At 56.0% G+C, this 24034-nt stretch carries 25 protein-coding genes; 17 read left to right on the top strand and 8 right to left on the bottom strand.

Translation table 11 applies throughout. The features are described 5' to 3' along the window. Positions 1-13: 13 nt before the first annotated feature. The 10 genes from folC (at position 14) to hisP (ending at position 9267) form a co-directional block, all read left to right on the top strand. A complete protein-coding gene (gene folC / locus ACP4QI_RS15450; RefSeq protein WP_285128151.1) occupies positions 14-1282 on the top strand; it encodes a bifunctional tetrahydrofolate synthase/dihydrofolate synthase in 1269 nt (422 codons plus the stop codon). Further along, complete coding sequence (gene dedD, locus ACP4QI_RS15445) at positions 1272-1973, top strand: cell division protein DedD (RefSeq protein ID WP_142486571.1); 702 nt, start codon at positions 1272-1274, stop codon at positions 1971-1973. Before folC ends, dedD begins: the two co-directional genes overlap by 11 nt. Before the next feature lie 220 nt (positions 1974-2193). Continuing rightward, positions 2194-2682, top strand: a complete 489-nt coding sequence (gene cvpA / locus ACP4QI_RS15440; protein ID WP_032612840.1) for a colicin V production protein — start codon at positions 2194-2196, stop codon at positions 2680-2682. Between the two features lie 33 nt (positions 2683-2715). Beyond that, positions 2716-4233: an amidophosphoribosyltransferase gene (gene purF, locus ACP4QI_RS15435; protein WP_142486570.1), complete on the top strand. Its 1518-nt coding sequence runs from the start codon at positions 2716-2718 to the stop codon at positions 4231-4233. Positions 4234-4322: 89 nt separating this feature from the next. Further along, on the top strand, positions 4323-4892 hold the full coding sequence (locus tag ACP4QI_RS15430) for a UbiX family flavin prenyltransferase (protein WP_142486569.1): 570 nt from the start codon (positions 4323-4325) through the stop codon (positions 4890-4892). A 297-nt stretch (positions 4893-5189) separates the two neighbouring features. After that, the gene (gene argT / locus ACP4QI_RS15425) at positions 5190-5972 is read left to right on the top strand and encodes a lysine/arginine/ornithine ABC transporter substrate-binding protein ArgT (protein ID WP_142486568.1); all 783 of its coding nucleotides are present in this window, start codon (positions 5190-5192) and stop codon (positions 5970-5972) included. A gap of 242 nt (positions 5973-6214) precedes the next feature. Next, positions 6215-6997, top strand: a complete 783-nt coding sequence (hisJ, locus tag ACP4QI_RS15420) for a histidine ABC transporter substrate-binding protein HisJ (protein ID WP_142486567.1) — start codon at positions 6215-6217, stop codon at positions 6995-6997. Positions 6998-7085: 88 nt separating this feature from the next. Then, positions 7086-7772, top strand: coding sequence for a histidine ABC transporter permease HisQ (locus ACP4QI_RS15415; protein ID WP_142486566.1), 687 nt, complete (start codon positions 7086-7088; stop codon positions 7770-7772). Beyond that, positions 7769-8485, top strand: coding sequence for an ABC transporter permease (locus tag ACP4QI_RS15410; protein WP_032612827.1), 717 nt, complete (start codon positions 7769-7771; stop codon positions 8483-8485). The genes ACP4QI_RS15415 and ACP4QI_RS15410 overlap by 4 nt, the downstream gene beginning before the upstream one ends. An 8-nt stretch (positions 8486-8493) precedes the next feature. Beyond that, the gene (gene hisP, locus ACP4QI_RS15405) at positions 8494-9267 is read left to right on the top strand and encodes a histidine ABC transporter ATP-binding protein HisP (RefSeq protein ID WP_106994731.1); all 774 of its coding nucleotides are present in this window, start codon (positions 8494-8496) and stop codon (positions 9265-9267) included. Between the two features lie 75 nt (positions 9268-9342). On the opposite strand, the gene ACP4QI_RS15400 is transcribed toward hisP, so the two are convergent. From ACP4QI_RS15400 to yfcG, 4 genes are read right to left on the bottom strand one after another with little or no spacing between them, the layout of a single operon-like run. After that, on the bottom strand, positions 9343-9852 hold the full coding sequence (locus ACP4QI_RS15400) for a GNAT family N-acetyltransferase (protein ID WP_426495204.1): 510 nt from the start codon (positions 9850-9852) through the stop codon (positions 9343-9345). Between the two features lie 57 nt (positions 9853-9909). Further along, a complete protein-coding gene (locus ACP4QI_RS15395; RefSeq protein WP_426495205.1) occupies positions 9910-10803 on the bottom strand; it encodes a TIGR01777 family oxidoreductase in 894 nt (297 codons plus the stop codon). A 20-nt stretch (positions 10804-10823) separates the two neighbouring features. Then, positions 10824-11186: a dihydroneopterin triphosphate 2'-epimerase gene (gene folX, locus ACP4QI_RS15390; protein WP_142486563.1), complete on the bottom strand. Its 363-nt coding sequence runs from the start codon at positions 11184-11186 to the stop codon at positions 10824-10826. A 51-nt stretch (positions 11187-11237) separates the two neighbouring features. Beyond that, positions 11238-11867: a GSH-dependent disulfide bond oxidoreductase gene (gene yfcG / locus ACP4QI_RS15385; protein ID WP_426495206.1), complete on the bottom strand. Its 630-nt coding sequence runs from the start codon at positions 11865-11867 to the stop codon at positions 11238-11240. A 144-nt stretch (positions 11868-12011) separates the two neighbouring features. Between yfcG and yfcF the strand changes: the two genes are divergently transcribed. Genes yfcF through yfcD form a run of 3 tightly spaced genes read left to right on the top strand, consistent with a single transcriptional unit; the run spans position 12012 to position 13850 of the window. Further along, positions 12012-12656: a glutathione transferase gene (gene yfcF / locus ACP4QI_RS15380; protein ID WP_156264294.1), complete on the top strand. Its 645-nt coding sequence runs from the start codon at positions 12012-12014 to the stop codon at positions 12654-12656. A gap of 44 nt (positions 12657-12700) precedes the next feature. Further along, a complete protein-coding gene (yfcE, locus tag ACP4QI_RS15375; protein ID WP_307761851.1) occupies positions 12701-13252 on the top strand; it encodes a phosphodiesterase in 552 nt (183 codons plus the stop codon). A 55-nt stretch (positions 13253-13307) separates the two neighbouring features. After that, positions 13308-13850 carry an NUDIX hydrolase YfcD gene (gene yfcD, locus ACP4QI_RS15370; RefSeq protein ID WP_142486559.1) on the top strand — a complete coding sequence of 181 codons (543 nt, stop codon included), beginning with the start codon at positions 13308-13310 and terminating at the stop codon, positions 13848-13850. A gap of 55 nt (positions 13851-13905) precedes the next feature. Here yfcD and pta read toward each other — a convergent pair whose 3' ends face one another. Then, positions 13906-16044, bottom strand: a complete 2139-nt coding sequence (gene pta / locus ACP4QI_RS15365) for a phosphate acetyltransferase (RefSeq protein ID WP_142486558.1) — start codon at positions 16042-16044, stop codon at positions 13906-13908. 76 nt (positions 16045-16120) lie between these two features. Beyond that, on the bottom strand, positions 16121-17323 hold the full coding sequence (gene ackA / locus ACP4QI_RS15360) for an acetate kinase (protein ID WP_142486557.1): 1203 nt from the start codon (positions 17321-17323) through the stop codon (positions 16121-16123). Between the two features lie 336 nt (positions 17324-17659). Here ackA and yfbV point away from each other — a divergent pair, with 336 nt between their 5' ends. The 4 genes from yfbV to ACP4QI_RS15340 all read left to right on the top strand — a co-directional run bounded on the left by yfbV (position 17660) and on the right by ACP4QI_RS15340 (position 21284). After that, positions 17660-18115 carry a terminus macrodomain insulation protein YfbV gene (yfbV, locus tag ACP4QI_RS15355; RefSeq protein ID WP_032612804.1) on the top strand — a complete coding sequence of 152 codons (456 nt, stop codon included), beginning with the start codon at positions 17660-17662 and terminating at the stop codon, positions 18113-18115. 93 nt (positions 18116-18208) lie between these two features. After that, positions 18209-18703, top strand: coding sequence for a YfbU family protein (locus tag ACP4QI_RS15350; RefSeq protein WP_142486556.1), 495 nt, complete (start codon positions 18209-18211; stop codon positions 18701-18703). 11 nt (positions 18704-18714) lie between these two features. Next, positions 18715-19374 carry a sugar phosphatase gene (locus tag ACP4QI_RS15345; RefSeq protein WP_426495207.1) on the top strand — a complete coding sequence of 220 codons (660 nt, stop codon included), beginning with the start codon at positions 18715-18717 and terminating at the stop codon, positions 19372-19374. Positions 19375-19451: 77 nt separating this feature from the next. Then, entirely contained in the window at positions 19452-21284 is a 1833-nt protein-coding gene (locus ACP4QI_RS15340; RefSeq protein WP_142486554.1) for an SLC13 family permease, read from the top strand. A gap of 82 nt (positions 21285-21366) precedes the next feature. On the opposite strand, the gene yfbR is transcribed toward ACP4QI_RS15340, so the two are convergent. Together yfbR and ACP4QI_RS15330 are read right to left on the bottom strand one after the other, a co-directional pair. Further along, positions 21367-21966, bottom strand: a complete 600-nt coding sequence (gene yfbR / locus ACP4QI_RS15335) for a 5'-deoxynucleotidase (protein WP_142486553.1) — start codon at positions 21964-21966, stop codon at positions 21367-21369. 115 nt (positions 21967-22081) lie between these two features. Beyond that, the gene (locus tag ACP4QI_RS15330) at positions 22082-23296 is read right to left on the bottom strand and encodes a pyridoxal phosphate-dependent aminotransferase (protein WP_032612793.1); all 1215 of its coding nucleotides are present in this window, start codon (positions 23294-23296) and stop codon (positions 22082-22084) included. Positions 23297-24034: the final 738 nt, after the last annotated feature.

Here is a 24034-nt window from a genome sequence, read left to right as displayed (position 1 = left end):
AAAAGCGCGCAACATGGAAAATATCACTCTTCCCCAAGCCACGTCGCCTCTGGCCGCGTGGCTTTCTTATCTGGAAAGCCTGCACAGTAAAGCCATCGACATGGGACTTGAGCGCGTCAGCCAGGTCGCGGCGCGCCTTGACGTTCTGAAACCGGCCCCCTTTGTCTTCACCGTGGCGGGTACTAACGGCAAAGGCACCACCTGCCGCACGCTGGAGTCCATGCTGATGGCGGCGGGCTACAAGGTGGGTGTCTACAGCTCGCCGCATCTGGTGCGCTACACCGAGCGCGTGCGGGTGCAGAACGCAGAGTTAGCCGAATCAGCACATACTGCCTCGTTCGCAGAGATCGAAGCCGCGCGCGGCGACATTTCGCTGACCTATTTCGAATATGGCACCCTGTCGGCGCTGTGGTTGTTCAAGCAGGCGCAGCTGGACGTGGTGATCCTTGAAGTCGGCTTAGGCGGGCGTCTGGACGCCACCAACATTGTGGATCCGGATGTCGCCGTGGTGACCAGCATCGCGCTGGATCATACCGACTGGCTGGGGCCCGATCGCGAAAGCATCGGCCGTGAAAAAGCCGGTATTTTCCGCGCGGGTAAACCGGCGATTGTCGGTGAGCCGGAGATGCCGCACACCATCGCTGACGTGGCGCAGGAGAAAGGGGCGCTGTTGCAGCGTCGCGATGTCGACTGGCGCTACAGCGTGACCCAGAGCGGCTGGCGCTTTGAAGATGCCAAAGGCGCGCTGGACAACCTGCCGCTGCCGCAGGTGCCGCAGCCGAACGCGGCGACGGCGCTGGCCGCCCTGCGCGCCAGTGGTCTGGCCGTAGACGAGCAGGCCATTCGTGACGGCATTCAGCAGGCGATCCTTGCCGGGCGTTTCCAGATTGTCAGCGAATCGCCGCGTCTGATTCTGGATGTGGCGCATAACCCCCATGCCGCGGCTTACCTCGCCGGACGTCTCAAATCATTGCCAAAAACCGGGCGCGTGCTGGCGGTAATCGGTATGCTTCATGATAAAGATATCGGCGGCACGCTGGCCTGCATGGAGACTGTGGTCGATAGCTGGTATTGTGCACCTCTGGAAGGCCCGCGCGGGGCAACGGCTGAACAGCTGATGGAACACCTCGGCCAGGGCCAGACCTTTGCCAGCGTGGAGCAGGCATGGCGCGAGGCGATGGCGGACGCCAGACCAGAAGATACCGTGCTGGTGTGTGGATCTTTCCACACGGTGGCACATGTCATGGACGTAATGGATGCGGGGAGAACCGGTGGCAAGTAAGTTTCAGAACCGTTTAGCAGGCACCATTGTGCTGGTGGCGCTGGGGGTGATTATTCTCCCCGGGCTGCTTGATGGACAGAAAAAGCATTACCAGGATGAGTTTGCGGCGATCCCGCTGGTGCCTAAACCCGGCGACCGGGATGAGCCGGACATGCTGCCGGCTGCGACCCAGGCATTACCTGCTCAACCGCCTGAAGGGGCGGCTGAAGAGGTGCGGGCTGGCGATGCTGCGGCGCCATCTTTAGATCCGTCGCGTCTGGCGGCCGGAAATAACAACGAGCTGGATCCAGCCCCGGTCGAGCAGTATGCGCCGAAACCGGTGCAAAAACCGAAACCGGTTGAGAAACCGCAGCCGAAACCGCAGCGCGACAACACCAGCCAGCAGCTGGCGGCGGCTACGGAAACCCCGCCGGCTAAACCGGCTGCAGAAGAGAAGCCGGCCCCGACCGGTAAAGCCTACGTTGTGCAGCTTGGTGCGTTGAAAAATGCCGATAAGGTCAATGAAGTGGTGGCCAAACTCCGTGGCGCGGGGTATCGCGTTTACACTTCGCCTTCGACGCCGGTACAGGGTAAAATCACCCGTATTCTCGTGGGCCCGGATGCATCAAAAGATAAGCTGAAGGGGTCGCTTGGGGAGCTGAATCAGCTCTCCGGCCTGAGCGGCGTAGTGATGAACTACAGCGTGAATTAATGTACGTATTATTCTCCTCCTACCGACGTTTTTCCTGAAAGGAGAGGGCCGGGGGAGGGCGAGGCAGGCGTCCGAAGAGACGTAACGGCCTGGGGCGTTGATTATTTTTTCAGCGCCTTTTTTATTTACGCGCGGGAAGGAAATCCCTACGCAAACGTTTTCTTTTTCTGTTAGAATTCGCCCCGAACTGGATGACAGGGCGTTTAATCGTGGGACGTATATGGTCTGGATTGATTACGCCATCATTGCGGTGATAGGTTTTTCCTGTCTGGTTAGCCTGATCCGTGGCTTTGTTCGTGAAGCGTTATCGCTGGTAACCTGGGGCTGTGCCTTCTTTGTTGCCAGTCATTACTACACTTACCTGTCTGTCTGGTTCACGGGCTTTGAAGATGAACTGGTTCGAAACGGAATCGCCATCGCGGTGCTGTTTATCGCGACGCTGATTGTCGGCGCCATTGTTAACTACGTGATAGGCCAGCTGGTTGAGAAAACCGGTTTGTCGGGAACGGACAGGGTGCTTGGGATCTGCTTCGGTGCATTGCGCGGGGTGTTGATTGTCGCCGCGATACTGTTCTTCCTTGATACCTTTACCGGGTTCTCAAAAAGTGAAGACTGGCAGAAATCGCAGCTGATCCCGCAGTTCAGCTTCATCATCAGATGGTTCTTTGACTATCTGCAAAGCTCGTCGAGTTTTTTGCCCAGGGCATAAACCCTGAGATGTGGCTTAACGAGGAAATGACGAATGTGCGGTATTGTCGGTATCGCCGGTTTCATGCCGGTAAACCAGTCTATTTATGACGCATTATCGGTGCTTCAGCACCGTGGGCAGGATGCTGCGGGTATCATCACCATTGATGCACACAACTGCTTCCGTTTACGTAAGGCTAACGGCCTGGTAAACGATGTGTTTGAAGCCCGCCATATGCAGCGTCTGCAGGGTAACATGGGTATTGGTCACGTTCGTTACCCTACCGCAGGCAGTTCCAGCGCCTCTGAAGCGCAGCCTTTCTACGTTAACTCCCCGTATGGCATCACGCTTGCCCACAACGGCAACCTGACCAACGCCCACGAGTTACGTAAAAAGCTGTTTGAAGAGAAGCGTCGCCACATTAACACCACTTCTGACTCTGAAATTCTGCTTAACATCTTTGCCAGCGAACTGGATAACTTCCGTCACTATCCGCTGGAAGCTGACAACATTTTTGCTGCCGTGGCGGCCACTAACCGTCTGATTCGTGGGGCCTATGCCTGCGTCGCGATGATTATCGGCCACGGTATGGTCGCGTTCCGCGATCCGAACGGGATTCGCCCGCTGGTGCTGGGTAAACGCGATATTGGCGATGGCCGCACCGAATATATGGTGGCCTCCGAAAGCGTGGCCCTGGACACCCTGGGCTTTGAGTTCCTGCGTGACGTTGCTCCGGGCGAAGCGGTTTACATCACCGAAAAAGGCCAGCTGTTTACCCGTCAGTGTGCGGAAAACCCGGTCAGCAACCCGTGCCTGTTCGAGTACGTCTACTTTGCCCGTCCGGACTCCTTCATCGACAAGATCTCCGTCTACAGCGCCCGTGTGAATATGGGCACCAAGCTCGGCGAGAAGATTGCCCGCGAGTGGGAAGATCTGGATATCGATGTGGTCATCCCGATCCCGGAAACCTCCTGCGATATCGCGCTGGAGATGGCGCGCATCCTGGGTAAACCCTATCGCCAGGGCTTCGTGAAGAACCGCTATGTTGGCCGCACCTTTATCATGCCAGGCCAGCAGCTGCGCCGTAAATCGGTGCGCCGCAAGCTGAACGCCAACCGCGCTGAGTTCCGCGATAAGAACGTGCTGCTGGTGGATGACTCCATCGTGCGTGGCACCACCTCTGAGCAGATTATCGAGATGGCCCGTGAAGCGGGTGCGAAGAAGGTTTATCTGGCCTCTGCGGCACCGGAAATTCGCTTCCCGAACGTCTACGGTATCGACATGCCGACCGCCAACGAGCTGATCGCTCACGGTCGTGAAGTGGATGAGATCCGCCAGATCATCGGCGCCGATGGCCTGATTTTCCAGGATCTGAACGATCTGATCGACGCGGTGCGCGCAGAGAACCCGGATATCCAGCAGTTCGAGTGCTCGGTGTTCAACGGTATTTACGTCACCAAAGATGTGGACCAGAAGTATCTGGACTACCTCGACTCTCTGCGTAACGACGATGCGAAAGCCGTGCAGATGGCGAACGATCTCGAAAGCTTAGAGATGCACAACGAAGGTTAATCCTTATCACAGGCGAGGGCATCTGCCCTCGCTTGCAACTCCCGCCAAAATCCTGCACAGTCTGCCCTGTTACAGCAAGGGCGATAATCATGAAACGATTGATAGTAGGGATCTCAGGGGCCAGCGGCGCGATTTACGGTGTCCGTTTGCTGCAGGTATTACGCGACGTCGCTGACGTTGAAACCCATCTGGTGATGAGCCAGGCCGCGCGTCAGACTCTCTCTCTCGAAACTGATTACTCCCTGCGCGACGTTCAGGCCCTGGCCGACGTGGTGCATGATGCCCGCGATATCGCCGCCAGCATCTCCTCCGGGTCGTTTAAGACTTCGGGTATGGTGATCCTGCCCTGTTCCATTAAAACCCTTTCCGGCATTGTTAACAGCTATACCGATACCCTGGTGACCCGCGCCGCCGACGTGGTGTTAAAAGAGCGCCGCCCGCTGGTGCTCTGCGTGCGCGAAACCCCGCTTCATCTGGGTCACCTGCGACTGATGACTCAGGCTGCTGAGCTGGGCGCGGTGATCATGCCGCCGGTCCCGGCGTTTTATCACCGTCCGCAAAGCCTGGACGACGTCATCAATCAAACCGTAAACCGGGTTATTGACCAGTTCGACATTGAACTGCCGGACGATCTCTTCGCCCGCTGGCAGGGCGTCTGACGGGAAAGGTGTCCTGCCCTGGAGCAGGTCAGCGCAACGTGCCCTGTTTCAGGGCAATTCTGCAACCGCGATCATATCCTCAACATTTAATTCCTTTTTTCCATTCTTCCCACTGCGGTTCGTTTGGCAGACCTGCTATCTTTCACCATTAAGGCAATCTTGCAACCTTTCGTTAACATATTTAACGCCGTAATTTTGCGCCACACATAATCTGGCACAAGACCTGCAAGGGATCGCCTGCAACAACACACAACATCATCTATTACAAAATAAAATCACGACACTTGAGGGTAATGTATGAAGAAGACGGTTCTGGCTCTGTCTTTGCTGGTGGGATTAAGCGCAGCGGCAAGCAGCTATGCAGCGCTCCCACAGACCGTACGTATCGGTACTGACGCGACCTATGCGCCATTCTCATCGAAAGATGCGAAGGGCGACTTTGTCGGGTTTGATATCGACCTGGGGAATGAGATGTGCAAACGCATGTCCGTGAAATGCACCTGGGTGGGCAGCGACTTTGATGCGCTGATCCCATCGCTGAAAGCCAAGAAAATCGACGCGATTATCTCTTCGCTCTCTATCACTGAGAAACGCCAGCAGGAGATCGCCTTCTCTGAGAAGCTGTACGCAGCAGACTCGCGCCTGATTGCGGCGAAAGGCTCGCCTGTCCAGCCCACTATTGATTCGCTGAAAGGCAAACACGTTGGCGTCCTGCAGGGCTCCACGCAGGAAGGCTTTGCCAATGCCAACTGGCGCGAGAAGGGCGTCGATGTCGTGGCTTACCAGAACCAGGATCTGATCTATTCCGATCTGGCGGCAGGGCGCCTGGATGCGGCTTTCCAGGATGAAGTTGCGGCAAGCGAAGGCTTCCTGAAACAGCCGGCAGGGAAAGAGTTTGCCTTTGCAGGCCCGTCGGTTAAAGACAAAAAATACTTTGGCGACGGTACCGGGATTGGCCTGCGCAAGGACGACGCCGAGCTGAAAGCGGCCTTTGATAAAGCCTTTACCGAACTGCGTAAAGACGGCACCTACGACAAACTGGCGAAGAAATATTTCGACTTCAATGTCTACGGCGACTAACTCTAACTGACGGTGCGCACCATAATGGTTCACTGTTATGGTGCGCTGATTGCCTTTGCGAACCACGATGGTGCAAATCCTGCGCCGCGTTGGTTATAAAGTGAATAGTTAAGCACTGATAATGCACTTTTTCGCGTCAGCCGGGCATAATCTTTTGCCTTGCCGCGGCGATTAATGGCACATTAAAGGCAACCCCCGTCGGCGTTAAAATCCCGTAAGAAGACAGTCTGTTGAGGATAGATATGAAAAAACTGGTGTTGTCACTTTCCCTGGCTCTGGCATTTTCCAGCGCTACTGCGGCATTCGCAGCAATTCCGCAAAAAGTACGTATTGGTACTGACCCGACTTATGCCCCCTTCGAATCGAAGAATGCACAGGGTGAACTGGTAGGATTTGATATCGATTTGGCAAAAGAACTGTGCAAACGTATCAAAACAGAGTGTACCTTCGTTGAAAATCCTCTGGATGCGCTGATCCCTTCGCTGAAAGCGAAAAAAATCGACGCTATTATGTCTTCACTCTCTATCACCGAAAAACGCCAGCAGGAGATTGCCTTCACTGACAAACTTTATGCAGCGGATTCCCGTCTGGTGGTAGCAAAATCCTCTGATATCCAGCCGACCCTGGAGTCACTGAAAGGCAAACGCGTAGGCGTGCTGCAGGGCACCACCCAGGAGACCTTCGGTAACGAGCACTGGGCACCGAAGGGGATCGAAATCGTCTCTTACCAGGGCCAGGAGAATATCTACGCTGACCTGACCGCAGGCCGTATCGATGCCGCTTTCCAGGACGAAGTCGCAGCCAGCGAAGGCTTCCTGAAGCAGCCGGTAGGTAAAGATTATAAGTTCGGCGGGCCGTCCATTAAGGACGAGAAACTCTTCGGCGTGGGCACCGGTATGGGGCTGCGTAAAGAGGACAACGAACTGCGCGAAGCGCTGAACAAAGCCTTTGCCGAGATGCGCGCGGACGGTACTTACGAAAAAATGGCGAAGAAATACTTCGACTTTGATGTCTACGGTGGCTGAATACCCCACTGAATAACGTGCGGCCCCTCCCGCTACGGGAGGGGAAAAGACACGGCGTCACCACTCACGACACGACAGGGCAGGCGGTATGCTGTACGGATTTTCTGGCGTAATTTTACAAGGCGCACTCGTCACCCTTGAACTGGCTCTCAGTTCGGTGGTGCTGGCGGTGTTGATAGGCCTGGCGGGCGCGGGCGCGAAGCTGTCGACCAATCGGGCAATGGTTCTGCTGTTTGAAGGCTATACCACCCTGATCCGTGGTGTGCCTGACCTGGTGCTGATGTTGCTGATTTTCTACGGTCTGCAAATCGCGCTGAATGGCGTCACGGATGCCATCGGTATGGCGCAGATTGATATCGATCCTATGGTGGCCGGTATCATTACCCTGGGCTTTATCTACGGTGCCTACTTTACTGAAACCTTCCGCGGAGCCTACCTCGCGGTGCCGAAAGGGCATATCGAAGCGGCCACGGCATTCGGTTTTACCTCCTCTCAAACATTCCGCCGTATTATGTTTCCGGCCATGATGCGCTTTGCGCTGCCGGGCATCGGCAACAACTGGCAGGTTATCCTCAAAGCGACGGCGCTGGTCTCGTTATTGGGACTGGAAGATGTGGTGAAAGCCACGCAGCTGGCGGGCAAAAGCACCTGGGAACCGTTCTACTTCGCCATCGTGTGCGGGGTCATTTATCTGGTGTTTACCACCGTCTCCAATGGTGTGCTGCTGCTGCTCGAGCGTCGCTACTCCGTGGGTGTGAAGAGGGCTGACCTGTGATCGAGATTATTCAGGAATACTGGAAATCGCTGCTGTGGACCGACGGATACCGTTTTACCGGTGTGGCGATCACCCTCTGGCTGTTGATTGCATCCGTGGTGATGGGCGGCATTCTGGCGATATTTCTCGCCATTGGCCGCGTGTCGAACAACAAATACATTCGCTTTCCCATCTGGCTGTTTACCTATATTTTCCGCGGTACGCCGCTCTATGTGCAGCTGCTGGTCTTCTACTCCGGGATGTACACCCTGGAGATCGTGAAAGGCACCGAGATGCTGAACGCCTTCTTCCGCAGCGGGCTGAACTGTACCGTCCTGGCGTTGACGCTGAACACCTGCGCCTATACCACCGAGATTTTCGCGGGGGCGATCCGTTCCGTTCCCTATGGCGAGATTGAGGCGGCGCGGGCCTATGGCTTCTCCTCCGTGAAGCTCTACCGCTGCATTATTCTGCCGTCGGCGCTGCGCATCGCGCTGCCTGCCTACAGCAACGAAGTGATTTTAATGCTGCACTCCACCGCGCTGGCCTTTACCGCCACCGTGCCGGATCTGCTGAAGATTGCCCGCGACATCAACTCGGCAACCTATCAGCCGTTTACCGCCTTCGGGATCGCGGCGGTGCTCTATTTAATCATTTCTTACGTCCTGATTAGCCTGTTCCGCAAAGCGGAAAAACGCTGGTTGCAGCACATAAAACCTTCTTCGACGCACTGAGAATTAAGATGGCTGAGAACAAATTAAACGTTATCGATTTGCACAAACGCTACGGCGAACATGAAGTGCTGAAAGGTGTGTCGCTGCAGGCAAATGCAGGCGATGTGATCAGTATTATCGGCTCGTCAGGGTCGGGTAAAAGTACCTTCCTGCGCTGCATTAACTTCCTCGAAAAACCGAGTGCCGGCAAGATTGTGGTCAGCGGCGAGAACATCAATCTGGTGCAGGACAAAGACGGACAGCTCAAGGTGGCGGACAAGCACCAGCTGCGGATGTTGCGTACCCGTCTGACGATGGTGTTCCAGCACTTCAACCTCTGGAGCCACATGACGGTACTGGAGAACGTGATGGAAGCGCCGGTGCAGGTTCTGGGCTTAAGCAAGCAGGAAGCCCGCGCCCGTGCGGAGAAATACCTGGCGAAGGTGGGTATCGACGCGCGTCAGCAGATTAAATATCCGGTGCATCTGTCCGGCGGCCAGCAGCAGCGCGTCTCTATCGCCCGTGCGCTGGCGATGGAGCCGGAAGTGCTGCTGTTCGACGAACCTACCTCCGCGCTCGACCCTGAGCTGGTAGGCGAAGTGCTGCGCATCATGCAGCAGCTGGCCGAAGAGGGGAAAACCATGGTGGTGGTTACCCACGAGATGGGCTTCGCCCGTAACGTCTCCAACCACGTGATTTTCCTGCATCAGGGCGTAATCGAAGAGCAGGGGCACCCGGATGAGGTGCTGGCGAACCCGAAGAGCCCACGCCTGCAGCAGTTCCTGAAAGGGTCATTGAAGTAGTTTTTTGCCCGGTGGCGCTACGCTTTCCGGGCCTGGGGGTTTTGTAGGCCGGGCAAACGCAGTGCCGCCCGGCACTCAGGCCGCACCCAACTCCAGCCGGTACACCCAGTCGTCATACCGCACGCCGTTAATCTCATACGCCTGTTCCAGCACCTGGGTGCGCACAAAGCCCGCTTTTTCTAATACCCGAACCGAACCGCCGTTATCCGCCAGCACATAGGCATTAACCGCCTTTATTCCCATCCGGATAAAGGCATATTCACACACGGCATGCAGCGCCTCGCTGGCAATCCCCCGGCCCTGCGCGGCAGGGATCACCGTGTATCCAATATCGGCCTCTTCAGGATACTGAGCGCTGATTTGCAACCCTATATCCCCCAGCGGGGTGTCATCATCGTGGGTGCGGATCACAAAGGTATGCGGCGTCGTCAGGCGGGCGGCAAACAGGCGTCGGGTCTCTTTTTCCGGGGCGATAGCGGCCATATAGCGCATAATCTCGGGCGATTCGCGAAGCCGCAGAAAAAAGGGCCAGTCGGAGGGCTCAAAAGGGGAGAGCGTCAGCCTGAAAGTGGTGATTGTGGCCATCGTAACGCCTTAAACGGGGATCGGGCATAGTAATTTAACACAGCCGACCGGGCAGGTTTAACCTACCACATCTCCCAGGGCTTCTTCTAAATCGTACCACCGGAAGGCAAACCCGGCCGCCTCCAGACGCTTCGGCAGCGCGCGCTGGCCGCCCAGCACCAGCACGGCGGACTCTCCTATCAGCAGGCGAATTGCGGTGGCCGGAGCGCGAACCACGGCGGGGCGATGCACCGCATGCCCCAGGGCATGGGCGAACTGTTCGTTGCGAACCGGGTAGGGAGAGACCATGTTGAACGGGCCCCGCAGGTCGTTATCCAGCAGCCAGATAATGCCATTCACCATATCGTCGATATGGATCCATGCCAGATACTGACGGCCATTGCCGACCGGCCCGCCGAGACCCAGCTTAAAGACCGGCAGCATCTTCCCCAGAATCCCGCCTTTCGGCGCCAGCACCACGCCGGTGCGCAGCAGGCAAACGCGGGTCCGATCGCTCTGCGCTCCGCAGGCAATCTGCTCCCAGCGGGCGCACAGCTTATGGGTAAATTCGTTGTGCGGCGGCTCCTCTTCGGTGACCACCACTTCGCCTAAATCGCCGTAATAGCCCGATGCTGAACCGGAGATAAACACCGACGGCGGCGTGTCGCTGGCCTTGAACATATCCACCAGCCGCTGGGTGATAGTCCAGCGGCTGTTGCACAGCCGCTGCTTATGTTCTTCCGTCCAGCGTTTATCGGCGATGGGTTCCCCCGCCAGATTGATTACGGCGTCAAAGCCGTTGAGATCCTGATGCTCGGTGAGCCCTTTCCAGATATCGATGCCGGAGCCGAGTGTCTGACGCGCTTTCTCGGGACTGCGCGTCACCACCGTCAGCTCATGGCCCAGCGTCTGCAAGCGGGGGATCAGATGCCGGCCAATCAGGCCGGTACCGCCGGTTACCAGGATCTTCATACAACCTCCGGGGGTTGCGCTTAGCGTTGCCAGCTTAACGTCATTGAGACGGAGTCGGCATAGCGCAGCGCGTGAAGTTTATCGATCTCTACTTCAGCATAGGTGACCCAGTGATGTTCGCGTGCGATATCCAGCACATCCTGAGTTAATTTTTCCAGCAAAGAGAAGCGGTTACTCTCGACATGTTGAATGATGCTTTTGGTGACGGTGCGATAGTTCAGGGCGTCATTGATATCCTCACTGTCCCGCGCCTTATCGGCCGGGTAGTGGATCACCACATTAACCACGATATCCTGACGGTTAGCGCGCTCCTCCTCTTTGATGCCGATATAGGTGCGCAGGCGTAAATTTTTAATACGAATAATCGCGTCTTGCTGGGACATTGCAGGCTTCCTCCGTGTCATTATCGCCACCATAATACATGAGGAAACCGTTTATAGCTGCTGCGCTTTTTGCATGGCGCGCTCGGTTGCCGGACGGGTACGAATGCGCTCAAACCAGTTGTTTACTGCGGGCCACGACGCCAGGTCGACGCGATGGTTTTCATGAGTATTGACCCACGGCCAGCAGGCGATATCCGCGATGCTGTAGTGCTCGCCACCCAGCCACGGCGATTTTTCCAGCCGCTTGTTCAGCACGTTATAGAGCCGCTGCGTCTCGACCTGGAAGCGTTCGATGGCGTAGGGGATCGGCTGCGGCGCAAAGTGGTTAAAATGGGCGTTCTGACCGATCATCGGCCCCAGCCCGCCCACCTGCCAGAAGAGCCACTGCAGGGTGACGTGGCGTTCCCGTAATTCGCCGCTCAGCAGCTTGCCGCTTTTTTCCGCCAGATAGAGCAGGATCTCGCCGGACTCAAACAGGCTCAGCGGCGCACCGCCATCGTCCGGCTCATGATCGACGATGGCCGGGATTTTATTGTTGGGAGAAATGGCGAGAAACTCAGGGCGAAACTGTTCGCCTTTACTGATATCCACCGGCAGGATGCGGTAATCCAGCTGGGCCTCCTCCAGAAAAAGCGTGATCTTATGCCCGTTGGGGGTAGGGGCGTAGTAAAGGTCAATCATCGCAACTCCTGTCATAACGATTATCGCGGCATAGGATCGAGTATAGGTGGTGATGATAAATCGTGAGTTTTCATCAAGTGACAGCCGGGGCCGGAGGTTATATTTTGGATATAAACCCATCCCCTGAAGCGTTACGAGGATCTTATGAGCGAACCTGCAATTACCCTGTGGTCAGATGCCGATTATTACTCCCCTTACGTCATGAGCGTGTATGTTGCGCTGGCCGAGAAAGGATTGCCCTTTACCCTGAAGACTGTGGATCTCAGCCGGGGTGAAAACCGGCAGCCGCAGTGGCGAGGCTATGCTCTGACCCGTCGCGTACCGGTGCTGGAAATCGACGGCTTTGAACTCAGCGAATCCTCCGCCATTACGGAATTTCTGGAGGAGAAATTTGCGCCGCCGGAGTGGGAGCGGATCTACCCCCTGGATCTGCAAAAACGCGCCCGCGCGCGCCAGATCCAGGCGTGGCTGCGCAGCGATCTGGTCCCGATCCGCACGGAGCGCTCTACCGACGTGGTGTTCGCCGGGGTGAGAAAACCGGCCCTGAGCGAAACCGCGCAGCGGGCGGCAAACCAGCTCTACGATACTGCCTCCTCGCTGCTTGTCCACGGCCAGCAAAACCTGTTCGGGGAGTGGTGTATTGCCGATGCGGATCTGGCCCTGATGCTCAACCGTCTGGTGCTCAATGGCGATGACGTGCCGCAGCAGCTGGTGGATTACGCAAACTTCCAGTGGCAGCGTGCCTCCGTGCAGCGCTACGTGGCGCTGTCGGCGAAGCGGGCGGGCTGATATTCCGGTATGATGGGGCCGCTTTTCGACATAAGGAGTCTCTGATGAAGTTAATGTTTGCATCGGACATCCACGGCTCGCTGCCGGCGACCGAACGGGTGCTTTCGCTATTTGACCAGAGCGGGGCAAAATGGCTGGTGATCCTCGGGGATGTGCTGAACCACGGCCCGCGCAACGCCCTGCCCGAAGGCTATGCGCCTGCTGAGGTCGCCGATCGGCTCAACGCTTACGCGTCGCGAATTATCGCCGTGCGCGGCAACTGCGACAGCGAAGTTGACCAGATGCTGCTGCACTTTCCCATCACCGCCCCCTGGCAGCAGATCCTGCTGGAGAACAGCCGCCTGTTTGTGACTCACGGCCATCTGTATGGACCGGATAACCTGCCCGCGCTGAATGCTGGCGATGTGCTGGTTTACGGTCATACTCATATTCCGGTAGCCGGGAAACGGGGCGACCTTATACATTTTAATCCTGGCTCGGTCAGCCTGCCCAAAGGCGGCTTTCCCCCCAGTTACGGCATGCTGGAAGGAAACCATTTGTGCGTTATGACGCTGAATGACGGCCAGGTTATTGCGCAGTCAGAGATTAATCCGTAATTTACTCCTCAACAGTAAACGCGCCGCGAGAGCGCTTTAAAGAGAAGGTTTCCCGATGGTGGAGCACAGTCATTTGGCAAGTACGGAATGGGTGGATATTGTCAACGAAGACAATGAGGTAATCGCACAGGCGAGCCGCGAGCAGATGCGGGCGCAGCGCCTGCGTCATCGCGCGACCTATATCGTGGTGCATGATGGGATGGGCAATATTCTGGTTCAGCGCCGTACCGAAACGAAAGACTTCATGCCCGGCATGCTCGATGCGACCGCCGGTGGCGTGGTGCAGGCCGATGAGCTGTTGCTCGATTCCGCCCGCCGTGAAGCGGAAGAGGAGCTGGGGATCGCCGGCGTGCCGTTTGCCGAACATGGCCAGTTCTATTTCGAAGATAGCCACTGTCGCGTCTGGGGAGGCCTTTTCAGCTGTGTCTCCCACGGTCCGTTTGCGCTGCAGGAGGAAGAGGTGAGTGAAGTCTGCTGGATGACCCCGGCTGAGATCACCGCCCGTTGCGACGACTTCACGCCAGATTCGCTGAAAGCGCTGGCCCTGTGGATGAGCCGCAATGCCAGCAACGAGCCGGCGAAGCACGAAGAAGCGTAACGAAGCGAATAAAAAAAGGCGACCCGAGGGTCGCCTTTTTACGTTGGGGTGCTGCTTACTGCTGGGAAGACTGGATCGCGGTCAGTGCGATGGTGTAGACGATATCGTCTACCAGCGCGCCACGAGACAGGTCGTTCACCGGCTTGCGCATACCCTGCAGCATCGGCCCGATGGAGATCAGGTCGGCTGAACGCTGTACCGCTTTGTAGGTGGTGTTACCGGTGTTCAGATCCGGGAAGATGAACACGGTAGCGCGACCGGCAACCGGGGAGTTAGGCGCTTTGGATTTAGCAACGTCAGCCATCACTGCGGCGTCATACTGCAGCGGGCCATCGATAACCAGATCCGGGCGTTTTTCCTGGGCAATACGGGTCGCTTCACGCACTTTCTCTACGTCGCTACCTGCACCAGAGGTACCGGTGGAGTAGGAGAGCATCGCTACGCGCGGTTCAATACCGAAGGCAATCGCAGAGTCAGCAGACTGGATTGCGATCTCGGCCAGCTGTTCAGCGGTTGGATCCGGGTTGATCGCACAGTCACCGTAAACGTAAACCTGTTCCGGCAGCAGCATGAAGAACACAGAAGAGACCAGGGAGCTGCCTGGTGCTGTTTTGATCAGCTGCAGCGGCGGACGGATGGTGTTCGCGGTGGTGTGAACGGCACCGGAAACCAGACCGTCAACTTCATCCTGCTCCAGCATCAGGGTACCGAGAACCACGTTGTCTTCCAGCTGTTCGCGGGCAACGGCTTCAGTCATGCCTTTGCTCTTACGCAGCTCGACCAGACGGGCAACGTAGCTTTCGCGCACCACTTCCGGGTCAACGATTTCGATACCAGAACCCAGCTCAACGCCCTGAGAGGCCGCTACGCGGGTAATCTCATCCGGGTTACCCAGCAGCACGCAGGTCGCGATACCGCGCTCGGCACAGATGGCGGCGGCTTTAACGGTACGCGGTTCGTCGCCTTCTGGCAGCACAACGCGTTTGCCCGCTTTACGCGCCAGCTCGGTGAGCTGATAACGGAAGGCTGGAGGAGAGAGGCGACGGCTACGCTCGGAGGTTGCGGTCAGGGATTCAATCCACTCAGGATTGATGCAACCGGCAACGTACTCCTGCACTTTCTCGATACGCTGATGGTCATCAACCGGTACTTCCAGGTTGAAGCTCTGCAGGCTCAGAGAGGTCTGCCAGGTGTTGGTGTTCACCATGAAGACCGGCAGGCCGGTAGCAAATGCACGTTCGCACAGCTTGCTGACGCGTGGGTCCATTTCATAGGCACCGGTCAGCAGGATCGCACCGATTTCCACGCCGTTCATCGCCGCCAGACAGGCTGCAACCAGCACGTCTGGACGGTCAGCGGAGGTCACCAGCAGGGAACCTGCACGGAAGTGCTCCAGCATGTGCGGAATGCTGCGCGCACAGAAGGTCACAGACTTCACGCGACGGGTGTTGATATCGCCTTCGTTGACGATGGTCGCGTTCAGGTGACGCGCCATGTCGATCGCACGGGTCGCGATCAGGTCGAAGCTCCAGGTCACCGCGCCCAGTACTGGCAGAGAACTGTATTCCTGCAGCTTAGCTGGATCGATTTTCACCACTTTCGCTTTGGAAGAGTCGTCGAAAATTTCAGACAGGTCAGGGCGGGTACGGCCTTGCTCATCCACCGGAGCGTTCAGTTTGTTAACGATAACGCCGGTGATGTTGGCATTTTTCGCGCCGCCGAAGCTGCTGCGGGTCAGCTCAATACGCTCTTTCAGCTGTTCCGGGGTGTCGGTACCCTGGGACATCACGAACACGATTTCCGCGTTCAGCGTTTTGGCGATTTCGAAGTTCAGGGACTGGGCAAACTGATGCTTGCGCGTTGGAACCAGGCCTTCAACCAGCACCACTTCCGCATCCTGTGCGTTAGCGTGATAGTTAGCGATGATCTCTTCCATCAGCACGTCTTTCTGGTTGCTGGAGAGCAGAGACTCAACGTGGCTCATCTTCAGCGGTTCAGCGGCTGGCAGATTGGAGTTCGCACGAACGATAGTGGTGGTCTGGTCTGGGGCATCGCCACCAGCACGTGGTTGAGCGATTGGCTTAAACACGCTCAGACGAACGCCTTTGCGTTCCATCGCACGGATCACACCGAGGCTGACGCTGGTCAGGCCTACGCTGGTTCCGGTCGGGATCAGCATAATAGTACGGGACACGATTTATCCTCTTTCGTTACCGCCGACATCAGGCGGGCTACAAAACAGCACCGCCAGCATTGCTGGCGGTGTGGAATCAGGCAGTCAGACGGCTCGCGTCTTGTGCGATAACCAGCTCTTCGTTGGTTGGGATAACCATCGCAAGACGGGTGCCTTCTTTGTTGATGAAGCCAGACTTACCGAAGCGCGCGGCCAGGTTACGTTCATGGTCAACGTCAAAGCCCAGCACGCCCAGTTTGCCCAGGGACAGTTCGCGCACCATTGCCGCGTTCTCACCGATACCGCCGGTGAAGACCACGCCGTCCAGACGACCGTCCATCAGCGCAGTGTAAGAACCGATGTACTTCGCCAGACGGTGGCAGTAAACGTCCATTGCACGTTTAGCGTCTTCTTTCTCTGCGTAGTTGTCTTCAACGTAACGGCAGTCGCTGGTGACTTCGGTCAGACCCAGCAGGCCAGACTCTTTGGTCAGCATTTTGTTGATATCTTCAACGCTCATGCCCAGGGTATCGTGCAGGTGGAAGATGATCGCCGGGTCGATATCACCGGAGCGAGTACCCATCACCAGACCTTCCAGCGGGGTCAGACCCATAGAGGTATCAACGCATTTGCCGTTACGGATAGCAGAAACGGAACCGCCGTTGCCCAGGTGGCAAGTGATGATGTTCACTTCTTCAACCGGCTTGTTCAGCATTTTCGCGGCTTCTTGCGTCACGTAGAAATGGCTGGTGCCGTGGGCGCCGTAGCGGCGAACGCCGTGCTCTTTGTACAGTTTGTACGGCAGGGCATAGAGGTAAGACTCTTCCGGCATGGTCTGGTGGAACGCGGTGTCGAATACGGCCACGTTTTTGTCTTTCAGATGCGGGAAGGATTTCAGCGCTTCAGCGATACCGATCAGGTGAGCCGGGTTATGCAGCGGTGCAAAAGAAGCGGAGTCTTTAATGCCCTGAATAACGGAGTCATCAATAACCACAGACTTGGTGTACTTCTCGCCACCATGAACGATACGGTGACCGATAGCGGTCAGCTGAGCGGACAGTTCTGGTTTTTGTGCCAGAATAGTGTTAACGATAAAGTTCAGCGCTTCGCTGTGAGCGGCGCCTGCACCTAAAGCCGCTTCCTGTTTGCTGCCGTCCATTTTCCACTTAAGACGTGCTTCTGGAAGATGGAAACATTCGGCCAAACCAGAAAGGTACTCTTCACCGTTGATCGCATCGATGATGGCGAATTTAAGTGAGGAGCTACCGCAGTTCAGAACCAGTACTAACTTACTCGACATGGAAGTACCTATTATTGATACGTGGCTAAAAAAACGTCAGTGAGTCAAGGATCGTAGCGCAAGATATCGCTGACATTTATGATTAACATCATGCCCGAAGTACATTTCGGCATGACGAAAGGAATACATATGATTTTATGCCATTTTGCGCATTTTTCCGGCAATGGCATAATGTGCGATAATTTGACGAGTGAACGTTCCTCGTCTAAGGCCTTTGCAGGCCGGCACAGGATACCTGATACTGGGTAGTGCTGACAAAAGTTTTTGAACGTTGTCATGACCAGTTGTGGTTTTGCACGAATTTTTTAATCTTTATATGTGAAGTTGAGGTAAGCCATGTCGACACCCGTGAACCCTTCCGTGAGCTTTTTCAGCCTGTTTCGCCGGGGACAGCATTATTCTAAGACGTGGCCACTGGAAAAGCGCCTGGCGCCCGTCTTTATTGAAAACCGCGTGATCCGCGCCACCCGGCACGCGATCCGTCTGATGCCGCCCATTGCGGTCTTCACCCTGTGCTGGCAGATTGCGCTGGGCGGGCAACTCGGGCCTGCGGTGGCTACCGCCCTGTTTGCCCTGAGCCTGCCGATGCAGGGATTGTGGTGGCTGGGCAAACGCTCGGTCACGCCGTTGCCGCCGTCGGTGTTGTCCTGGTTCTATGAAGTTCGCGGCAAGCTGCAGGATGCCGGTCAGGCGCTGGCGCCGGTCGAGGGCAAACCCGACTATCAGGCGCTGGCAGATACTCTGAAGCGGGCATTCAAGCAACTTGATAAAACATTCCTCGATGACTTGTGATTGATCATCGAAACGATGACTAAAAGAAGGCACAGTAACTGACCGTTACCGTGTCTTTTTTTTAAAGCTGCCATGTGCAACAGGAGTCGAAAGATGGAAATGACCCACGCTCAGCGTCTGATTTTGTCCAATCAGTACAAAATGATGACGATGCTTGATCCCGACAACGCCGAGCGCTATCGCCGCTTGCAGACTATCGTCGAACGTGGTTTCGGTTTACAGATGCGCGAGCTGGATCGCGAGTTTGGCGAACTTAAGGAAGAGACCTGTCGTACCGTTATCGACATCATGGAGATGTACCACGCCCTGCATGTCTCCTGGACTAACCTGAAAGATGCCCAGACCATCGACGAACGTCGTGTCACTTTCCTGGGCTATGATGCGGCCACCGAATCCCGTTATCTGAGCTATGTCCGCTTTATGGTCAATGTGGAAGGGCGCTACACCCATTTCGATGCCGGTACCCATGGCTTTAACGCCCAGACCCCGATGTGGGAAAAGTATCAGCGCATGCTCAGCGTGTGGCACGCCTGCCCGCGTCAGTACCATCTTAGCAGCAATGAGATTCAACAAATTATTAACGCCTGACGGAGGTTGATGTGCAGTGTAAAGGTTTTCTGTTTGATCTGGACGGTACGCTGGTAGATTCATTACCGGTGGTGGAGCGCTCCTGGTGTCGCTGGGCCGACAGGCACGGCATTGACCATCAGGAGGTGCTGAATTTTATCCATGGCAAACAGGCCATAACCTCTTTACGGCACTTCCTCCAGGGAAGAAGCGAAGCAGATATTCAGGCCGAGTTTACCTGGCTTGAGCAGGTCGAGGCCACCGATACCGAGGGCATCACCGCGCTGCCGGGGGCGCTCGAGCTGCTCAGACATCTGAATGAAGCGGGGATCCCGTGGGCTATCGTCACCTCCGGCTCTGTTCCTGTGGCCCATGCGCGCCATAAAGCGGCAGGGTTGCCGGTGCCGGAGGTATTTATCACTGCGGAGCGGGTGACGCGCGGCAAGCCGGAGCCCGATGCCTTTTTACTGGGCGCGAAGCTGCTGGGGCTGGCGCCGGAAACGTGCGTGGTGGTGGAAGATGCTGCCGCCGGCGTGCTGGCGGGCCTCAACGCTGGCTGTCACGTCATCGCCGTCAATGTTCCGGCCAACTCGCCGCGTCTGGACGAGACGGATCTGGTGCTTAACACGCTAGAGTCCGTTGTTGTCAGCCGCACCGCCGACGGGAATGTAACAGTCTCACGAAAAATGTAATCCCATGATATAGCCCCACATTGTTGGGGCTTTTTTATGGCACTATCGGCTTCACTCTCTTCTGACAAGGATCTGTTTTGAACGGTGAACTTATTTGGGTCTTAAGCCTGCTCCTTATCGCGATTATTCTGTTTGCGACCGGCAAAGTCCGCATGGATGCCGTGGCCCTGCTGGTGATTGTGGCCTTTGTGCTCAGCGGCACCTTAACCCTCCCGGAAGCCTTTTCAGGCTTTAGCGATCCCAACGTTATCCTGATTGCCGCCCTGTTTATTATCGGCGACGGCCTGGTGCGCACCGGCGTGGCGACCAGTATGGGCTCCTGGCTGGTCAGCGTGGCGGGCAACAGCGAAACCAAAATGCTGGTCTTTTTAATGCTCACCGTTGCCGGGCTGGGGGCATTTATGAGCTCCACCGGGGTGGTGGCGATCTTTATTCCGGTGGTGCTGAGCGTCTCGATGCGCATGCAGATCTCGCCCTCGCGCCTGATGATGCCGCTCAGCTTCGCCGGGCTGATCAGCGGCATGATGACGCTGGTGGCGACGCCGCCGAACCTGGTAGTTAACAGTGAACTGCTGCGAGAAGGCCTGGAGGGCTTCGGCTTCTTTAGCGTCACGCCGCTGGGGCTGGTGATCCTGGTGCTCGGTATTGTTTATATGTTGCTGACCCGCTTTGCCCTGAAGAGCGATAAGCAGGATAAACCCCGCGACGGCTGGAAGCGCCGTACCTTCCGCGATCTGATCAAAGAGTATCGTCTCACCGGACGGGCCCGCCGCCTGGCGATCCGCCCGGGCTCACCGCTGATCGGGCAGCGTCTGGACGATCTGAAACTTCGTGAACGTTACGGCGCCAACGTTATCGGTGTGGAGCGCTGGCGCCGTTTTCGCCGGGTCATCGTTAACGTTAACGGCGTATCGGAGTTCCGCGCCCGGGACGTGCTGCTGATCGATATGTCCTCGGCGGATGTCGACCTGCGCGACTTTTGCAGCGAGCAGCTGCTGGAGCCGATGGTTCTGCGCGGCGAGTATTTTTCCGATCAGGCGCTGGACGTGGGGATGGCGGAAGTGTCGCTGATCCCCGAGTCGGAGCTGCTCGGCAAAACCATCCGCGAAATCGGTTTTCGTACCCGTTACGGTTTAAACGTGGTGGGCTTAAAACGCGACGGCGTGGCGATGGACGGTTCGGTGGTGGACGAACCTCTGGAGCTGGGGGATATCTTCCTGGTGGTGGGCAACTGGAAGCTGATCACCCAGCTGGGCCAGCGAGGCCGTGACTTTGTGGTGCTGAACTTACCCATCGAGGTCAGCGATGCCTCTCCCGCCCACAGCCAGGCGCCGCACGCCATTTTTTGTCTGGTGCTGATGGTCGCCCTGATGCTGACCGACGAGATCCCGAACCCGGTGGCGGCGATCGTTGCCTGTCTGCTGATGGGCAAATTCCGCTGCATTGACGCTGAAAGCGCTTACAAAGCGATCCACTGGCCGAGCATCATTTTAATTGTCGGCATGATGCCCTTCGCGCTGGCGCTGCAAAAAACCGGCGGTGTGGATCTGGTGGTGAAAGGGCTGATGGAGCTGGGGGGCGGCTATGGCCCCTATATGATGCTGATGTGCCTGTTTATCATGTGCGCCACTATCGGGCTTTTTATCTCCAACACCGCGACCGCCGTACTCATGGCGCCCATTGCGCTGGCGATGGCGAAATCGATGGGCGTATCGCCTTATCCGTTTGCGATGATGGTGGCGATGGCCGCCTCGGCCGCCTTTATGACTCCTGTCTCGTCACCGGTGAATACCCTGGTGCTTGGGCCGGGTAAATACAGCTTCAGCGACTTCGTGAAGCTTGGCGTGCCCTTCACGATCCTGGTGATGGTGGTGTGCGTGGTGATGATCCCGGTCTTGTTCCCGTTCTGACAGTTTTGCCCGGCGGCGCTACGCTTGCCGGGCCTACGGTTTGGTAGGCCGGGTAAGGCGCAGCCGCCACCCGGCAAAAAACTCACAAGGGGGAATCCTGGCTGATCTCATCCAGCGACAGCTGGAAGCTAGGGACAAAGACTTCCATAAAGTAGTCCATCTCCTGGCTACGGCGCGCCTCGAGCGTCTTTTCCAGCCGGGTTTTCGCCAGTAAAAATTCGTGATTACCGGCAGACAACTCTTCCAGACACTTCAGGTAGGCGCAGAGCGCGTCGGCCTGCTTGACGATCGATCGCTCCTCTTCGCTGTAGCTCTGCTCGTCAATCAGCGGCTCGAAGATATCCCGCAGCTCATCCGGCACCATATCGACCAGTTTTTGCTGGGCGATTTTCTCGATCGCTTTGTACTCCTGGGCGATTTGCGAATTGAAGTACTTCACCGGCGTCGGCAGATCGCCTGTCAGCACTTCGGAGGCATCATGGTACATCGACAGCAGGGCGATACGTTCGGCATTGACCTGGCCGTTGAACTTGCGGTTCTTGATGGCGGCCAGCGCGTGGGCGACCATGGCAACCTGCAGGCTGTGCTCGGAGACGTTCTCGGTGCGGACGTTACGCATCAGCGGCCAGCGGTTAATCAGTTTCAGACGGGAAAGATGGGCGAAGAAATGACTCTGACTCATAAGTTACCTTTTGTCTTGCACTGCGACAGGTTTCATTGTGAGGGGAGGGGCGGTGAGATGCAAATGCGGGTTTTTGTAGGCCGGGTAAGCGAAGCGCCACCCGGCATTAAAGTCGTTACTGATGGTATCCGCCGAGGAAACGCCCGAAGCGGCTGATAGCCATCTCGAGCTCATCCTCACGCGGTAGCGTAACGATACGCACATGGTCCGGCCACGGCCAGTTAAACGCGGTACCCTGTACCAGCAACACTTTTTCCTGCAGCAGGAAGTCGAGCACCATCTTCTGGTCGTCAAAGATGTTGAAGCGTTTAATATCGATTTTCGGGAACATATAGAGCGCGCCGTTTGGCTTCACGCAGGAGACGCCCGGAATATCGTTAATCAGCTCCCAGGCGCGCTGACGCTGCTCGTAGAGACGCCCACCAGGCACGATAAATTCACTGATGCTCTGATAGCCGCCCAGCGCCGTCTGGATCGCGTGCTGAGCCGGTACGTTGGCGCACAGACGCATCGAGGCCAGCATCTCCAGACCTTCGATATAGCCTTTGGCGTGTTTTTTCGGCCCGTTCAGCACCATCCAGCCCTGACGGAAACCGGCAACACGGTAGGTTTTCGACAGGCCGTTAAAGGTGACGGTCAGTAGATCCGGCGCCAGTGCGGCAATGGAGTGGTGTTGCGCCGCGTCGTACAGAATTTTGTCGTAGATCTCGTCCGCGAAGATGATCAGATTATGCTGGCGGGCCAGCTCGACAATCTCCAGCAGCAGTTCTTTAGAATAGACGGCACCGGTCGGGTTGTTCGGGTTGATGATGACGATCCCGCGGGTGCGCGGCGTAATTTTGGCGCGAATGTCATCCAGATCCGGGAACCAGTCAGCCGATTCATCACACAGATAATGCACCGCTTTACCGCTGGAGAGCGATACCGCTGCCGTCCAGAGCGGGTAATCCGGGGCCGGAACCAGCATTTCGTCACCGCTGTTCAGCAGGGCCTGCATCGCCTGGACGATTAGTTCGGAAACACCGTTACCAATATAGATATCTTCTACGGTCACATCGCGCATGCCCTGCGCCTGATAGTGCTGCATGATGGCTTTACGGGCAGAGTAGAGACCTTTGGAGTCGCTGTAGCCTTGCGCCGTCGGCAGGTTGCGGATCACATCAACCAGAATTTCATCCGGTGCATCAAAACCAAATGGCGCCGGGTTGCCGATATTGAGCTTAAGTACTTTATTACCTTCTTCTTCGAGACGCTTTGCCTCTTTAAGAACCGGGCCACGAATGTCGTAACAAACGTTATCTAACTTGCTGGATTTTTCGATGGGTGACATGAATCTTTAACCTTTTCACTGTTATTGCTACTTCCTGCCGTGGAAGTCAGCACGAAACAATGTACTCCTCGCTTGGCCAATTTTGAAGCGTCGGCAGAAGAAGATTTTGTTCATGCCCGAAAAGCCAAGTTGAAGTTTTTAACTGTTTTAAAGGTTTGGTTACATTTTATGGTCCATATTTATGTTGTTATTTGGTGATTTATTTTGGTTGTTGCATATTAAAATGGATTTTACGCTGTAAAAAAGCCGCATGTTGAGAGGCTTACGGTGGTAGTGCTACAGTTTCTTTGAGGAACATTTCGTAAAAGCTGAATGAAATTGAGTAGCGTTTGCGGTCCGGCCTCTTTATATAAAGGTTGCCCGTGTGAAATTAATGTTAAGTATAATTAATCATTAAGTCCTGGTTGAATTATTAGTTATTTCCAAATAAAGGCGAAATCGCAACTTTCGTTAATATAAATAAAATTAGTTTAGCGAGTTATCAATCAGGTTAAATGCCTGGAAACACGATAAGGCTTATAAATAAAAAGGTTTTAGGGTAAGATGTCACCGGGTTTGGCGATAAAAGATAACAGGCCACCAGAGGTCTTGATGCCTGGACCTTTAATAGTTTATTGTTATTGTTAGAATTATCTCTGCCTTGAGAAGTTAAGTGACACCATTGCTGCTTAACCTGTACTGCGATAAAGTTGACGCTGGAAATGCATCTTCTTTAATGGAATTTACATCATCCGACAA

This window comes from Leclercia sp. TB492 (assembly GCF_049974505.2).
Lineage (GTDB): Bacteria > Pseudomonadota > Gammaproteobacteria > Enterobacterales > Enterobacteriaceae > Enterobacter > Enterobacter adecarboxylatus_C.
This window is presented reverse-complemented; position numbering and strand designations above follow the sequence as displayed.